Below are 14,631 nucleotides of genomic sequence, written 5' to 3' on the forward strand. Positions count from 1 at the left end.
GGGGTCGGTCATGGTGAGGTGGCGATCCAGTCGAGGGCGATGGCCGCGGTCCAGGACTGCTCGTGGCTCCCGAGCGGCTCGCCCGTGAGGGGCTCGTAGTACTCGCCGAAGGCGAGGTCGCCCAGCTGGGCGAGGCCCTGGGCGCGCCACCGGTCTGCGAGCGCGTGGTCGCCGTGTCGCTCCAGCGCCCACCAGAACAGCCAGTTCATCACCGGCCACACCGGGCCGCGCCAGTAGGTGCGGGGCTGGAAGCCGGGGTCGTCGGGCGAGAGGGTGGGCGGCAGGGCGTACCGCAGCCCCGGGTGCCCGGCCCAGCGCGGTCCGGTCAGGACCGTCCGCTGCCGGGCGTAGGCGTCGGCGTCACCACCGCAGAGCAACACCGAGAACGACGCGAGCGACTCCGCGCCGGTCCAGGCGCCGACGCGCGCGTCCCAGTCGCGGCAGAGACCACTGTCGGGCGCGACACTGGCGAGGACCGCTGCCCGGGCGCGGGCAGCGATGTCCATCTGGTCGGCCACCTCCTTCTCCAGTCCGAGGTCGCGCCCGACAGCGGCGAGCTCCTCTGCGGCGACCGCCAGGATCGCCGTCATGAACACGTCCCCCACCCGGAAGTCGACGATCTCCGCCACCCGCCGGTCGTCGTACCCGACCGACCGCATCTGGGCCACGAGGTGGAGGTAGCGCTGGTACTCCGAGTCCGACGGCCGCTCGGAGACGTCGGAGACGAGAGCCGTGTCGTGGCGGCGCAGCTGCTGCTCCTGCCGGACCCTGATCGCCTCGTAGGCAGCGTCCCACCGCGGCGCGTTGTCCATCCCGGACTCCCAGCCGTGGTGGACCTGCACCAGCCCCTGCCCGTCCGGGTCACGGGCGGTGGAGAGCCAGCGGTGCCAGGCAGCCAGCCGCGGCACGGCGTCGGCGGCGAAGGCCCGCGCCTCGGCAAGGGCTTCCCCGCCCTCCTCGCCTTCCTCGCCTTGCTCGGCGGCGATGCGCAGGATGCGCGCCAGGGCGATGGCGTGCACCGGCGGCTGGCAGATTCCGCTGGTCTGGACTCCCGCCGGCTTCGCCCCCACCCCGTCCGTGCCCCACACGTCCGGGCCCGGGAAGTAGCTCGTGCCCGGGCTGAACACGATGTGGGGGATCATGCCGGTGCTCCACTGGGCGGCCAGCAGGCTGCGCAGCTCGGTGAGGGCGCGCGGCACGGACACCCGGGCGAGGCCCACAGAGATGAAGGCCGCGTCCCACGACCACTGGTGCGGGTAGAGCCGGGGGGCTGCCGCCACCATCGTGCCGAGGTCGTTCCGGGCCAGCACGCGGCGGGCCGCCCGGCCCAGGGCGTCGAGGTCCGGGTCGAGCGGGGCGGTTGTGGGGTCGCTCATCGCAGGTCCAGCCCCAGGCCCGTCTCGGCGTCATACAGGCGCATGGCCCGCGGGGTCAGCGACAGGTGCACCGTCTGCCCGTTCCGCACGTTCACGTCGGGGGGCACCTGCACCTTGACCTCCTGCTCGCCGACCCGGACGGTGAGCAGTGTGGCGGCGCCGAGCGGCTCGACCACGTCGACCATGGCCGGCACAGCGCCCTCGGTGTGCGCGTCCACCACCGAAATGGCCTCGGCGCGGATGCCGAGCCGCACCGGGCCGTCGGGGAGGCCGCCCGGAGCGGGCAGCTTCGCGTCGCCGACCGTGATGGTCCCGCCGTCGACGCCGCCGTCGACGCCGCCGTGCGCCATGGCGTCGAGGAAGTTCATGGGCGGGGAGCCGATGAACCCGCCGACAAAGGTGTCGGAGGGGTGGTCGTAGACCTCGATCGGTCGGCCGAGCTGCGCGACCTGGCCCGTGCGCATGACCGCGATCCGGTCGCCGAGCGACAGGGCCTCCACCTGGTCGTGCGTCACGTACAGCGTCGTGGTGCCGATCTGCTCGACGATCCGCTTCAGCTCGGCGCGGAAGCCCAGCCGCAGCAGGGCGTCGAGGTTGGAGAGCGGCTCGTCCATGAGGAGCACGTCGGCGTCCATGACGATCGCCCGGGCGACGGCGACGCGCTGCCGCTGGCCGCCGGAGAGCTGGGCCGGGTAGCGGTCGAGGTAGGGGCCGAGCTGCAGCAGGTCGGCCGCCCAGGCCACCTTCTTCTCGATCTCTGCCTTGGGCACCTTCGCCATCGCCAGCCCGAACCCGATGTTGTGCCGCACCCTGCGGTGCGGGAACACGGCATATGACTGGAACACCATCGAGAGGTTCCGCTTGTTGGGCGGCAGGTAGGTGACGTCGCGACCGCCGATGTGGACTGACCCCGCGTCGGGCAGCTCCAGCCCGGCCACCATGCGCAACAGCGTGGTCTTGCCGCAGCCGGAGGGGCCGAGCAGCACCATGAACTCCCCGTCGTCCACGTGCAGCGAAACGTCGTCCGTGGCCCGCTCGGTCTGACCGGGGTAGGTCTTGACCAGGTTCTGGATGGTGATCTCAGCCATGGCGGCGGCTCGCTTTCGTCCGGTCCCGATTCGGCGTGGTCATCGGATCGTCGTCCCCCACATGTTGAGGAGGTATCGGCGCATCACCGCGATGAAAACGATCGCGGGGATGATCAGGAAGAAGCCACCGGCGAACCGGAACGCCAGCGGGGAGTCGGAGAGCGACGACAACACCTGGGCGGGCAGGGTGCGCTGGTTCAGGGTCAGGATGGTGGCGCCCAGGACCTCGTTCCAGCTCATGACGAACGTGAAGATCGAGGCGGCAGCGATGCCGGGCAGAGCCAGCGGCAGCACGACCCGGGTGAACGCGCCGACCGGTGTGCACCCGAAGATGCGGGCCGCTTCCTCGGCGTCGACCGGCACGGCCAGGAAGACGGCCGACGTCAGCAGGATCGTCGTCGGCAGGGCCAGCGCGCTGTGCAGCAGCGTCACCGCCAAGGGAGTGTCGTAGACCCCCGTGCTGAGGAACAGCTGGGCCAGGGGCACCGACAGCACCACGATCGGCAGCGCCCGCGTGAACAGCAGGAAGAGCTGGTACTGGTCGTGGCCCCGGAAGGCGAATCGGGCGATCGCGTAGCCCGCCGGCACGCCGATGAGGAACGACACCACCAGGGTCAGCAGGCCAACCATGATCGAGTTGATGAGACCCGCCAGCACCCCGGTGGAGCTGAGGAACGTGCTCATCGTCTCGGTGGAGAACGACGTCGGCAGGAACCGGAGGGGGAACTCGTTGAGCGCCGAGCGGGAGGAGAACGCCGCCAGCGCGATGAGGTAGACGGGCACCACCATGAACGCCGTGACGACCCAGCAGGCCACCTGCAGGAGGGCACGGCGCCGGCGCAGCGCCCGCAGCGGCGCCGTGTCGACGGCCGGCTGCGGACGTGGAACAGCGGCGGGGCGCGCGGAGGTCTCGGCGGAGGTCTCGGCGGAGGTCATCACGAGGCTCCCTTCGTGCTGTCACGCAGGGTCTTGAGGTAGATGACGGCTGTGACCATGGAGACGGCCATGACGACCATGGCGATGGCCGACGCGACATGGGGGTTCTGCAGGGCGGTGTACCAGCGGTAGGTCTCCCCCACGAGCACGGGGAAGTCCTGGCCGGTCAGCGCCTGCGCGACGGCGAAGGTCTGGAACGCGAGGATGGTCCGCAGGATCAGCGCAACCTGCAGGCTCGGCTTGAGCAGGGGCAGCCAGACGTGCCGCAGCCGCTGCAGGTACGACGCGCCGAAGACGTTGGCCGCCTCGTCGTAGTCCTTGGGGATCCCCTGCATGCCGGAGATCACGATGACCAGCACCAGCGAGGTGGCGCGCCACAGCTCGGCGATGAGGATGGCGACGAACATCGAGCCGTAGTTCTCGTAGGAGAGCCAGGACACCGAGCCGAGGCCCAGGGTCTCCAGCACCGAGTTCAGGTAGCCCCGGTCGGTGAAGATCGACAGCCACACCAGGCCGGCCGCGAGGTCCGACACCGCGAGCGGGATCGCCCACAGGTAGAAGTAGAGCGCGTGCCCCTTTGGCCTCGCCTGCAGGAGGAACGCCATCACCAGGGCGAACAGGAACTGCAGCGGCAGCAGCACCACGATCAGCAGCAGGGTGTTGCGCACGGCGGACCAGAAGGCCGGGTCGCTGTTCATGCGCTGCAGGTAAGCGCCGGTCACACCGTCCGGCCCGACGAAGGCCTGCAGGATGCCGCTCACCATGGGCCACCCGAGGAGCAGCGCCATGAAGACGACCGAGGGGGCGATCAGCAGGTATGCCGGGGGGACGGCTCTCGTGCGGCGTGCCCGGGCCATGGGGGCCGACACCTCAGCCCACCGTGCAGGTCTCGCCCGCCGTCACCGGATCCGGTGCCCAGCAGGGCACCTTCACCTCGTCGAGGATCCTCTGCAGGTTCTTGGCCTGGGCGCCGAGCACCTTCGTCGGGGCCGCGCCCTCCTTGCAGATCTGGGTGAAGCAGTCCTTGAAGACCTGCGAGACCTCGCCGTCCTTGGCGCCCAGACCGACCGGCGGCAGGGAGATGAGTGCCTTGGACGCGCCCTGCGTCGCCTTCACGGCGGTGGACTCCAGCTTGACCGCGGGCGGCAGGTCGTCCGGCACGGTGGCCTCGACCACGGGGAAGAACGCGTTCTGGCGCAGCACCTCGAGCTGCGTGTCGGGCTTGCTCAGCGCCTTGATGACGGTGGCGGCCTTCTTCTTGTCCGCGCCCTTGGGGACGCCGTAACCGGCCACGACGAGCATGTAGCCCAAGCCCTTCGGGCCGATCGGCGCAGGCACCATGACCCAGTCGTCGGGCTTGTCCTTGGGCGCATCGACGAGCCGGGCCACGTGGTCCCACCCGACGAGCACCTCACCCCGCGCCATCGGCTCCTGGAGGTTGTCGTAGTTGGTGGAGGCGGGGTTCATGTTCTTCCAGAGCTCGGCCATGTAGGTCCATGCCTCGACCGCCTCCGACGAGGTGAAGGTGGTGATGAGGCCGCCGGTGAAGCTCGGGAGCAGGAAGCCCTGGAACCAGCGGTGGTACAGGCCCTTTGCGCCTGCGGGGAAGCCGAGGATCGGCTTGCCGGTCGCCTTGCGGCCGGCAATCGCCCAGTCGAGGTACTGGTCGTAGGTGAGGTTGTTGACGTCGGCACCGGAGGGGAGGTGCTCGAGGGCGGCCTTGTTGACGCCGACGACGTAGGTCGCCTGCATCCAGGGGATGTAGGCGTTCTTGGTCCCGCCGAGCTTCGTCAGGTCCCACAGCTCCTTCGGGATGCCGGCGCCCGACAGCTCCCCGGCGAGGTCGCTGACGTCCTCCAGGTTCTCGGCGAGCGGGGCCAGGTCGCCGTGGAGGCCGCCGACCATGCCGATGCCGACCTTGCCTGCGGAGACCTGAGTCTTCACCTGCGTGGTGAAGTCACCGACGGCCATGGAGTTGTAGGAGACCCTCACGTCCTTGACGTGGTCGGCGAGGATCTTCTCGAAGCGCTGCTTCTCCTCGACGGGGGTGAACTGCGTCGAGAGGAAGGTGAAGTCGCCTCCGCCGGAGGTGCTGGCCCCCGAGCAGGAGGCGAGGATGGGAGCCGCGGCGGCACCGAGCCCGATCTTCAGGGCAGTGCGGCGCGAAAAAGGTTGCGAGAAAAAGGAATCCGACATAACGGCGTCTCCTCCGACGGCTGCCTGGGGGAAGTGCATCCTGAGTGGAAGACTTTTGTACGGGTGATGAACATAATGGAGGCGATCCCTATAGTGTCAAGACCTGAGGCATAAGGGAGGTTCATGTGCATGCGTCAGTCGCACCGTCAGCCGGCACGTCGCCCGGGCACCTCTTGCGCCTCATCCGCGACGTGGACGGCGCGACCCGGGCACAGCTCCTCGAGCTCACGGGCATGTCGCGCACCACGCTGGTCGAGCGTCTCGACCAGCTAACCCGCTCCGGGCTGGTCTACGAAGCCGGCCAGCTGTCGTCGACCGGAGGGCGCCCGGCCCAGGTGCTGCGTTTCGACGACCGGACGCGGGTCCTACTCGTGCTGGACGTCGGCCAGACGCACTGCCGCCTGTCGGTCTGCTCACTGCGGGCGGAGAGCCTGGCGACGGAGGTGTTCCCCGTCGACGTGACCGAGCGTCCCGAGGTCCTGGTCCCAGCGCTCCTCGACCGCGGCGCCGCGCTCCTCGAGCGGTTCCCCGGACGTGATGTCGTCGGGGTCGGGCTCGGCGTGCCCGCACCCGTCCAGACCGGCACCGGCACCCGCTGGCCGACCACCACGATGCCGGGCTGGGAGTCGTACTCGCTCGAGGACCAGTTCCTCCAGCGCTGGACCGCCCCCCTGCTCATCGAGAACGACGCCCGCGCCATCACCCTCGGCGAGTACGTCCCGGGTGCGAACTCGGCGGGATCCGACATCCTGCTGGGTGTGAAGTACGCCTCCGGCCTCGGCGCCGGTGTGGTCGTCGACGGACATGCGCTGCGCGGCTCCTCCGGTGCCGCGGGCGACATCGGCCACATCCGGCTGACCAGCAACGGCCCGCGCTGTCGGTGCGGAAGGCGGGGGTGCCTCGCCGCCCACGTCTCCGGGCGGGCACTCCTGCGCAACCTCAGGAGCACGGGCGTGCGCAGCCTGGACGACATCGCCGAGCGGCTCGACGCCCGAGACCGCGAGGTCACGACCGCGGTCCGGGAGGCCGCCGCGGTCCTCGGCCGCACCCTCAGCGACATCGTCCAGTTCGTGAACCCCAGCCGGGTCGTGCTCGGCGGGATCCTCGGACGGCAACAGCTGGTGGCCGACCAGATCTCCCAGCAGATCCAGCGTCACGTCATCCCGCGCATCGCCAACGAGGTGACCGTCAGCGTCGGCAGCCTCGGCGAGGAAGCCGCCACGGTCGGCCTCTGCCGGCTCGTCATGTCCCACGTCTACGCACCGGAGCAGATCAATGCCGCCCTCGCCTGATGACCGTGGAACCGCCGACCAGCCCTGGCTCGCCGAGCCCGAGAGCCCGCAGCACCAGGCATGGCTGGCCTCCGAGCGCGACCGGCTCTGGCGCTTCGGCGTGGCCGCCGTGCTGCCCGAGGGCGGGTTCGGCTGGCTCGACGACGACGGCCGGGTCGACCCGAGCCGACCCGTGGAAGCCTGGGTCTCCTGCCGGATGACGCACGTCGCGGCGCTCGAGCTGCTTGCCGGGCGCGAGGACGCCGCAGCGGTGCTCGACCACGGGGTGCGCGCGCTCGAGGCCACGCTCCTCGACCGCGAGCGCGACGGCTGGTATGCCGCGGTCGGCGGGGGCGGGCCCGTCACCGACAAGCGCGCCTACGAGCACGCGTTCGTGCTGCTCGCGGCAGCCGGTGCGGTGGCGGCGGGCCACCCCAGCGGCGAGCGGCTGCTCCGGCACGCACAGGAGGTCTTCGACGCCCACTTCTGGTCCGACGGCGAGGCGATGGTGGTCGACGTCTGGGACCGCGACTGGGAGCAGCTCGAGCAGTACCGCGGCGCCAACGCCAACATGCACTCCGTGGAGGCCCTGCTCGCCGTGCACGACGTCACGGGTGACCGCCGGTGGCTCGACCGCGCCCTCTCCGTCACCGACCGGCTGGTCAACCAGCAGGCCCGGTCCCACGGCTGGCTGCTGCCCGAGCACTACACGCCGGCGTGGGAACCGATGCTGGACTACAACCGCGAGGAGCCCGCTCACCCGTTCCGTCCCTACGGCGCGACCGTCGGCCACCTCATGGAGTGGGCCCGCCTGACCCTGCACGTCCGCACGGCGCTGGGGTCAGAGGCGCCCGACTGGATGCTCGACGCCGCGCGCAACCTCTTCATGGTGGCTGTCCGCGCGGGCTGGGAGGCCGACGGTGCCGAGGGCTTCGTCTACACGACCGACTTCTCCGGTGTCCCCGTGGTCCGCGCGCGGCTGCACTGGGTGGTCGCCGAGGCGATCGCCGCGGCATACGCGCTCTGGGACGTGACCGCTGACGAGGGGTACCGCACCTGGTACACGGCTTGGTGGGACTACGCGAACCGGTTCCTCCTCGACCGCGACCGCGGGTCCTGGCGGCACGAGCTCGACGAGCAGAACCGGCCGGCGGCCACGGTGTGGCAGGGCAAGCCGGACGTCTACCACGCCTACCAGGCCGCGCTGCTGCCCTCGCTCGACACCATCACCTCGTTCGCCGGTGCCCTTGCGCCACACCGCGGCTGACGGCGCGACCCACGGCACGACCGACCGCGAGGTGACCGACTGAGGCGTCAGGTGGCCTTGCGGATCGTGCTGGTCGTCGACCACGGTGACAGGCCGACCGGGTTGACCGCCCGCACCCTCACCTGGCAGTACCGGTACCCGGTCAGCGACCGGAAGTTCGTGTAGTACGTCGACGCACCGACCCGGACCTCGCGCCAGGAGCCGTACGTGCCACCGGGCTTCGCGCACCGGACCTGCGCGCGGTACTGCGTCACCGCCGCGCCGTTCCCGTCGGCCTTCCACCACCCGTAGTGGACGTAGTCGCGGGTCGGCGCGGTCAGGAACCGCGGCGACTGTGGGGCCCGGGGCAGGCCCGCCGGGATGGCGGTCCTCGTCGCCGACCACGCCGATGCTCCCGGAGCGTTCTTGGTCGCGACCTTGAACCGGTACGTGCGGCCGTTCGACAGACCCGTCCACGTGTATGCCGCGGTCGTCCCGGCGAGGTACCGGTAGACCGGCTTGCCGTACCGGCCCAGGCTCGGCGACCACACCTCCTCGGTGAGGACCACCTGCGTCGCGCCGGTCGGCGGCTTCGTCCACGACAGGGCCACGGCGCGGTCCTTGCGCCTCGTCGACAGGACGGGCTGGGCCGGGGTGACCGTCCACGGGGTGCCGACGCACGCGGTGGTGGACACGGGCACCGACCGGGCACCCTTGACGAGGCTGTCGAAGGAGGACACCCCGAAGAGCGCGGGCATGGTCGCCCTGCCCGCCGGGAGACAGGCGGCGAGGGTCTTCGGCTCGATGCGGGTGCCGTTCACGCCTCCCTGCCGGATCTCGAAGTGGAGGTAGTTGGTGGTACACGGGTACATGTCCCCGGAGTGCCCCATCCGCCCGATCACCGTGGCCGGCGTGACGCGCTGGCCTTCCGTGGCGACGAACGAGTCCAGGTGGTGGTAACGGGTGACCCGGCCACCGCCGTGGTCGACCCAGGCCCACGTGCCGCGCTCGATGGCGTCCGCGGTGGTCACGCACCCGGGCCGGTACTCGCCGACGTGGAAGACGCCGGCGCCGGCGGCGTACACCGGGTCGCCCCGCTTTCCGGTGAAGTCGATGGCCCAGTTGCCGTGGTAGGCGTTCCCGCTGGCGGTCCTGCAGTTGGTCCGCACGCACGAGATCGCTGCGGAGGTGTGCAGGGGTGACCAGACCGGGTCGCTGTAGGGGTGCGCCGACGTCGGCGCCGAGACCGTGTCAGCCGCGGCGGCAGGCGTGGAGGTGACCGAGAGGGCCGCGACCGGTGGGCAGAGCAGGGCCGCGGTGGCGGCGGCGACCAGGTGTCGCGTCCAGCGCATGGGAACCCCCAGAAGCTCAGGAAGGACCGGCCACGGATTTCGACGGATCGCCAGCATCCCCAGGCACTGCGAACCGTCCAGCCGCAAGGCTAGGCGACCGGCGGCAGTGCTCCGGCCCTTGCCGAGGTCTCCGGAGGAACCACGCGCCAAACGGCTGACCGGGAGATCCCCCGATCAGGGTCTGGGTGACGCACTCGGGGGCGGCGCCGTCGCGGCACCACCCCCGAGCGATGAGCCGGTCAGACGGCTCGTGCGTCAGCCGGCCTGGGCGCTCGCCCGGCGACGGGCGACCAGCAGCCCAGCGCCCGCAGCGGCAGCAGCAGCACCGGTGAGGGCCAACAGCTCGAGCCCGGCCGCGCCGGTGAAGGCGAGGCTGGCCGGCAAGGCGCTGGCCTGCTGCGCCTGCGGGATGGCGGAGTGCGCCGACCCCTGCGTGACAGGGGCCACCGGCGCCTCGCGGTACGCCGCCTCGGCTCGAAGGGCCCGCGGGGCCGTCACGGCGGTGCCCTGCGGGAGCTCAGAGGTGGCAGCCACCTCGCTCGTCTCCGAGCCCGCGGGAGCTTCGGAACCGGCAGGCGTCTCGGGCTGCGAGCCCGGGACCACGCTGGGCGGCGTCTCGGTGCCCTGCTCGAGACCGCCGACCTCGGGCTGGGTGACGGGCGACTCGGTGCCACAGGGCTCGAGCCAGAGCACCTTCTGCTTCGCGCCCCCGGGGGCCTCGAGCGTGTCGACCGCCACCTTGAGGTGGTAGCCCTGCTGGGGGTGCGGCGTGACGACGTCAAGGCCGAGGTCGTCAGCGGTGTAGACGCGGGTGGCGCCGTCGAAGTCGTGGGCGGCCCCGCCGGCCGGGTCACCGCTGGTGGGGACCGCGGTCTCGTGCAGCAGCACGCCGCCACCGGTGGGCGCGACGCCGGTCACGGTGATGTCGGCGGTCTGTCCCTCGTCGAAGCCGAAGAAGGTCACCCGGAAGGCGCACGAGGTGTGCGGCTCGTTGTCGACGCGGGCGTCCCAGGCCGGGCCGTCGATCTTGATGGTGCCGTTGTTGCCGCGCGGGTCGTGGTCGCGCTGCGGAGTCGACGTGCGCGAACCGGACGACTTCTGCTGGTGGGCGCGGGCGGCCCGCTGCGACCCGGTGTTCGTCGCCTCGGCAGGCTGCCGTGACCCGGAGTCCTTCGTCGCCGCGGCCGGCCCGTGGTTCTCGGATGTCCGCGGGGTGACCGAGGACTTCTGAGACGAGGACTTCTGGGACGCGGACTTCTGGGCCGAGGACTGCTGAGCCGACGACTTCTGTGCCGAGGACTGCTGGCCGGCGGCACGGCCCTGGCCCCCACCAGCCTGTGCCGCGCTGTCGTGCCCGCCGGCGAGCGCCGCCCCGGCGGCACCCAGCGACAGGGCGCCGGCCAGGCCGCAACTGAGGGCGGCGCGCCCGAGCGGCCGGGTCGCGGCTCGGAACGAGGCGCCGGGTCGGGCGGAGAAGGAGTGGTGCGAGGCGTTGGTGCGGGTCATGGTCTGGTCTCCCCTTGGTCAGGAACTGGTCAAGTTCAGTGACCTCTTCAACGGGAGACTTGCGCAGAAGTTACGCAACGAGTTCTGGAGACGAGCAAGTTCGGGACAAACCGGACATTTGGCGGCGCGAACGCAGATCCGGGTGCCCGAGCGCAGATCGGGGGACCTTGGTCCCTGCGGTGGGCAGAGAGGCGGGCCTAGCGTGCAGAAGTGACCCGGGATCGGTGGGTGTTCCCGTTCTCGCGCGGCCAGTCGCCGCACGTGCAGAGTTGGCACGGCACCCACGTCGTCGTCACCGGCGGCTCCAGTGGCATCGGCCGCGCCTTCGTGCGGCAGGTCGTCCGCCGCGGCGCCACGGTCTCGGTGCTGGCCCTCGACGACCAGGACCTCGCCGCCACGGCTGCCGAGCTCGCCATCGCCGAGATGCCGCACCAAGTGGTGGCGACGGATGTGACCGACCCGGGCTCCGTGACCAGTGCGCTGGCTCGGGCGACCGAGGCACTCGGGCCGTGCGACGTGCTGCTCACCTCGGCGGGCATCGCCCGCCCGGGCTACTTCGAACGCCTCGACGACGAGGTCTTCCGGCGGACCATGGAGGTCGACTACTTCGGAACCCTGTATGCCGTGCGGGCAGTCGTGCCCTCGATGCTCGAGCGCGGCCGCGGGAGCGTCGTCGGGATCTCCTCGACGGCCGGGCTCATCGGAGTGTTCGGCTACACCGCCTACTCACCACCCAAGTTCGCGGTGCGCGGCCTGTTGGAGGTGCTGCGCGTCGAGCTGGCACCGCGTGGAATCCATGTCGGTTGCGTCTACCCCCCTGACACCGACACACCGCAGCTGGCGTACGAGAACCAGTACAAGCCGCGGGAGACCTTCGCCATCTCGGGGGCCATCAGACCGTTCACCCCCGATCGGGTGGCTGCGAGCATCGTCACGGGCATGGAGCACGGGCGGTTCCTCATCACCCCTGACTGGCAGGGGCAGGTCGTGGCCCGCACCGCCGGTCTGGCTCGAGAGGCCTGGTTCGCCTACTTCGACGCACGGGTCCGGGCGTCGCATCGCTCCTCACACAGCGGTCACACCACGCGGGTGCCGAAGTAGAACGCCAGGAACACGCCGAACGCCAGGCACCAGGCGATGATGACGACTTCGACCCACATCTGGCCCGAGCCTGGCAACAGCCGGAACAAGCCGTTCTGGAGGTTGAAGGTGAGGTCCATCAGACCCAGGAAGATCAGCGCGCCGGCGGCAAGCAGCGCGAAGACAGTGCCGTAGGCCGATTCGGTGAACAGGCCGAGCGCGGCGACGAGCGAGCACAGCGCCATCCACCCGTCCGCCGCGGGAAAGGCTCGCTCGAAGCGCAGGTACCAGTCCGCCGAGACCGCCTGCACCGAACCCCTGATGAAGAAGTCGAGCCAGTAGGCCACCGTGACCACGCCGGTGACGACGAGCAGGACCCCCACAACGACGTCCACCTCAACCTCGCTTCCCGGGTGCGTTCACCAGAAGTGCGTGAGCGGCGGCCATGATGCGTTCGACGTTGGGCAGCACCGCGTCCTCCAGTGCCCGCGCGTAGGGGATGGTCTCCTCCGTGGTGACCCTGGCGTAGGCGGACCGCACGCCGTGCTCGGCGAGGACTGCAGCAACTTCCCCCGACAGACCGCCGCGCGTGTAGTCCTCGTCGACGACGAGGACCCTCCCGGTGCGTCGGCCCAGCTCCACGATGGCCTGCACGTCGAGGGGCGCGACGCTGCGCAGGTCCAGCACGGCCGCCCAGACTCCCTCGTCCTCGAGCAGCTCTGCAGCTTCCAGGCAGCGGTGCACGCCCACACCGAGCGACACCAGCGCGAGATCGCCTCCCTGGCGGCGAAGAGCCGCGACCCCGAGCGGCACCGGCACCGGCGGCTCGCCCACCTCGCCACGCGCTCCTGCCGCCGGCACGTCGAACTGCACGCCCTCGCGACTGGCGCCGCCGAGATAGTCGAGCCACTGCTGGGAGAGGAGCTTGTGCTCGAGGAACACGACCGGCCCGGGACCGTCGATGGCCGCGAGGAGCAGGCCGGCGGCGTCGGCAGGTGTGGAGGGGACCACCACCGACAGTCCGGGGACACCAGCCAGCAGACCCCACAACGACTGCTGGTGCTGCCCGGCGTCCCCGTAGCCGCCGCCGCAGGCGGCACGGACCACCAGGGGCGCCTGCCACCGACCGCCGGTGAAGGCCTCGAGCTTGGCCGCGTGGTTGAGGAGCTGGTCGAGGGCCACCCCTATGAAGTCCACGAAGTAGATCTCGACCACCGGCCTCAGTCCTGCCATCGCGGCCCCCAGCGCCGTCCCCAGCAGGGCGGACTCGCTGATCGGCGCGTCCAGCACCCGGCTCGCGCCGAAGCGCACGAAGGCGCCCCGGCGTTGCAGGCGCACGTCCTCACCCAGCACCACCACGCGCGGGTCCCGGGTCATGGCCAGCGCCAGCGCCCTGTCGACCGCCTCGGAGAACGACGTTTCAGGCACGGGAAACCGCCTCCCCCAGCACGCGACCCAAGGCTGTCTCGACCTCGCGCCGCGCCACCACCGCCAGCTCGCGCGACGTGGCCTCGGGCAGCCGGCGAGCGGCCCGGCGCAGCGGGTCGCTCGTACGAGCCGGCGCGTGGACTGCCACCGCCGCGGCCTTGCCACCGATTCCCTTGACGGCCGAGAGACGTTGCGCCAGCGGGGCGCCCGGGCGAACCACCAGTTCTGCGACCAGCGGGCGGACCTCGGCGGCGAGCTCGCCGACCGCCGACGTCAGCCGAACCAAGGGGTCGCCGAGGAAGTGCCCCTCCGGCCGGGGGCAGCTGGCGAGGAGCACGGTGGGGCCCCTGCCTGCCCGGCCCCTGGCCACGGCACGCGCCGCAGCAGCCGCAACAGACTCGACGTCGCGCCCGTCGACCCGGTCCAGCGGCATACCGAAGGCCCCGAGCCGCCGGCGGAGACCGCCACCGGTGAGCTCGCTCGACCTCGTGGTGACGGCCCACCGGTTGTCCTTGCAGACGAAGACCACGGGCAGGCGCCATGCGGCAGCCAGGTTCAGGGCCTCCATCAGCATCCCCTCGTTGACTGCCCCGTCACCGAAGAAGGCCACGGCGACACCGCCCTTCCCCTTGGTGCGGGCCGCGAGCCCGAAGCCGCACGCCAGGGGACCCGGCGCACCGACGACACCCGAGGCCGCGACGAGGTGCTCCCGAGACATCAGGTGCATGTGGCCGCCACGTCCACCACAGAGGCCGCTCGGCGAACCCACCACCTCGAGCAGGATGGACGTGAGGTCGACACCCCGGGCGACCAACGCTGGAGTGGACCGGTAGTCCAGCGCCATGGCGTCCCGGTCATCGAGGTTCCCGACGACGCCGGCCACGACGGCCTCCTCACCGATGCCGAGGTGCATCTCTCCCGACGCCAGGCCCCTTCTCCACAACAGTGCCAGCGCCTGCTCGGTCCACCGGATCCGGCACATCTGGAGGTAGAGCGCCTGGAGCTGCTCAGTACCTGTGCTCGACATGGCCAGCGCCTCCCTCCCGGCGATGTCACCGTCGCGGCGAGATGGTGTGCCGCGGAAGGGCCCTTGGTCACGTGGGCGTCTCGCCCGAGCGGACGGGTTGGCGTCGGTTGTGGTTGGAGGACCGA

13 protein-coding genes are annotated in these 14,631 nt (G+C 71.1%); 3 read left to right on the forward strand and 10 right to left on the reverse strand.

The annotated features are described in order from the left end of the window. Nucleotides 1-8 precede the first annotated feature (8 nt). From ggh to BMW78_RS11760, 5 genes are read right to left on the reverse strand one after another with little or no spacing between them, the layout of a single operon-like run. The gene (gene ggh, locus BMW78_RS11740) at nucleotides 9-1,376 is read right to left on the reverse strand and encodes a glucosylglycerate hydrolase (RefSeq protein WP_091759671.1); all 1,368 of its coding nucleotides are present in this window, start codon (nucleotides 1,374-1,376) and stop codon (nucleotides 9-11) included. Continuing rightward, nucleotides 1,373-2,464 (reverse strand): ABC transporter ATP-binding protein, encoded by a 1,092-nt coding sequence (locus tag BMW78_RS11745; RefSeq protein ID WP_091759673.1) that lies wholly within the window; start codon nucleotides 2,462-2,464, stop codon nucleotides 1,373-1,375. Before BMW78_RS11745 ends, ggh begins: the two co-directional genes overlap by 4 nt. A gap of 39 nt (nucleotides 2,465-2,503) precedes the next feature. Next, on the reverse strand, nucleotides 2,504-3,400 hold the full coding sequence (locus BMW78_RS11750; RefSeq protein WP_091759675.1) for a carbohydrate ABC transporter permease: 897 nt from the start codon (nucleotides 3,398-3,400) through the stop codon (nucleotides 2,504-2,506). Then, nucleotides 3,400-4,257: a carbohydrate ABC transporter permease gene (locus tag BMW78_RS11755; RefSeq protein ID WP_091760087.1), complete on the reverse strand. Its 858-nt coding sequence runs from the start codon at nucleotides 4,255-4,257 to the stop codon at nucleotides 3,400-3,402. The genes BMW78_RS11750 and BMW78_RS11755 overlap by 1 nt, the downstream gene beginning before the upstream one ends. Before the next feature lie 13 nt (nucleotides 4,258-4,270). Then, nucleotides 4,271-5,596 carry an ABC transporter substrate-binding protein gene (locus BMW78_RS11760; protein WP_091759678.1) on the reverse strand — a complete coding sequence of 442 codons (1,326 nt, stop codon included), beginning with the start codon at nucleotides 5,594-5,596 and terminating at the stop codon, nucleotides 4,271-4,273. 125 nt (nucleotides 5,597-5,721) lie between these two features. On the opposite strand from BMW78_RS11760, the gene BMW78_RS11765 reads away from it, so the two are divergent. Continuing rightward, nucleotides 5,722-6,888 (forward strand): ROK family transcriptional regulator, encoded by a 1,167-nt coding sequence (locus BMW78_RS11765; protein ID WP_091759680.1) that lies wholly within the window; start codon nucleotides 5,722-5,724, stop codon nucleotides 6,886-6,888. After that, complete coding sequence (locus tag BMW78_RS11770; protein ID WP_091759683.1) at nucleotides 6,872-8,134, forward strand: AGE family epimerase/isomerase; 1,263 nt, start codon at nucleotides 6,872-6,874, stop codon at nucleotides 8,132-8,134. The genes BMW78_RS11765 and BMW78_RS11770 overlap by 17 nt, the downstream gene beginning before the upstream one ends. Before the next feature lie 47 nt (nucleotides 8,135-8,181). Here the strand turns inward: BMW78_RS11770 and BMW78_RS11775 are convergent, their stop codons facing one another. Together BMW78_RS11775 and BMW78_RS20805 are read right to left on the reverse strand one after the other, a co-directional pair. After that, nucleotides 8,182-9,465, reverse strand: coding sequence for a peptidoglycan DD-metalloendopeptidase family protein (locus BMW78_RS11775; protein ID WP_177180362.1), 1,284 nt, complete (start codon nucleotides 9,463-9,465; stop codon nucleotides 8,182-8,184). A gap of 255 nt (nucleotides 9,466-9,720) precedes the next feature. Beyond that, the gene (locus BMW78_RS20805; RefSeq protein ID WP_091759688.1) at nucleotides 9,721-10,971 is read right to left on the reverse strand and encodes a hypothetical protein; all 1,251 of its coding nucleotides are present in this window, start codon (nucleotides 10,969-10,971) and stop codon (nucleotides 9,721-9,723) included. Between the two features lie 210 nt (nucleotides 10,972-11,181). On the opposite strand from BMW78_RS20805, the gene BMW78_RS11785 reads away from it, so the two are divergent. After that, nucleotides 11,182-12,072, forward strand: coding sequence for an SDR family oxidoreductase (locus BMW78_RS11785; RefSeq protein WP_091759690.1), 891 nt, complete (start codon nucleotides 11,182-11,184; stop codon nucleotides 12,070-12,072). Here BMW78_RS11785 and BMW78_RS11790 read toward each other — a convergent pair. From BMW78_RS11790 to BMW78_RS11800, 3 genes are read right to left on the reverse strand one after another with little or no spacing between them, the layout of a single operon-like run. Then, nucleotides 12,048-12,434 carry a hypothetical protein gene (locus tag BMW78_RS11790; protein WP_143056235.1) on the reverse strand — a complete coding sequence of 129 codons (387 nt, stop codon included), beginning with the start codon at nucleotides 12,432-12,434 and terminating at the stop codon, nucleotides 12,048-12,050. The genes BMW78_RS11785 and BMW78_RS11790 overlap by 25 nt on opposite strands. Nucleotides 12,435-12,447: 13 nt before the next feature. After that, complete coding sequence (locus tag BMW78_RS11795) at nucleotides 12,448-13,479, reverse strand: alpha-ketoacid dehydrogenase subunit beta (protein WP_091759695.1); 1,032 nt, start codon at nucleotides 13,477-13,479, stop codon at nucleotides 12,448-12,450. Continuing rightward, nucleotides 13,472-14,506, reverse strand: coding sequence for a thiamine pyrophosphate-dependent dehydrogenase E1 component subunit alpha (locus BMW78_RS11800; RefSeq protein WP_177180363.1), 1,035 nt, complete (start codon nucleotides 14,504-14,506; stop codon nucleotides 13,472-13,474). The genes BMW78_RS11795 and BMW78_RS11800 overlap by 8 nt, the downstream gene beginning before the upstream one ends. Nucleotides 14,507-14,631: the final 125 nt, after the last annotated feature.

This window comes from Pedococcus cremeus (assembly GCF_900111375.1).
GTDB classification, from domain to species: Bacteria; Actinomycetota; Actinomycetes; order Actinomycetales; family Dermatophilaceae; genus Pedococcus_A; species Pedococcus_A cremeus.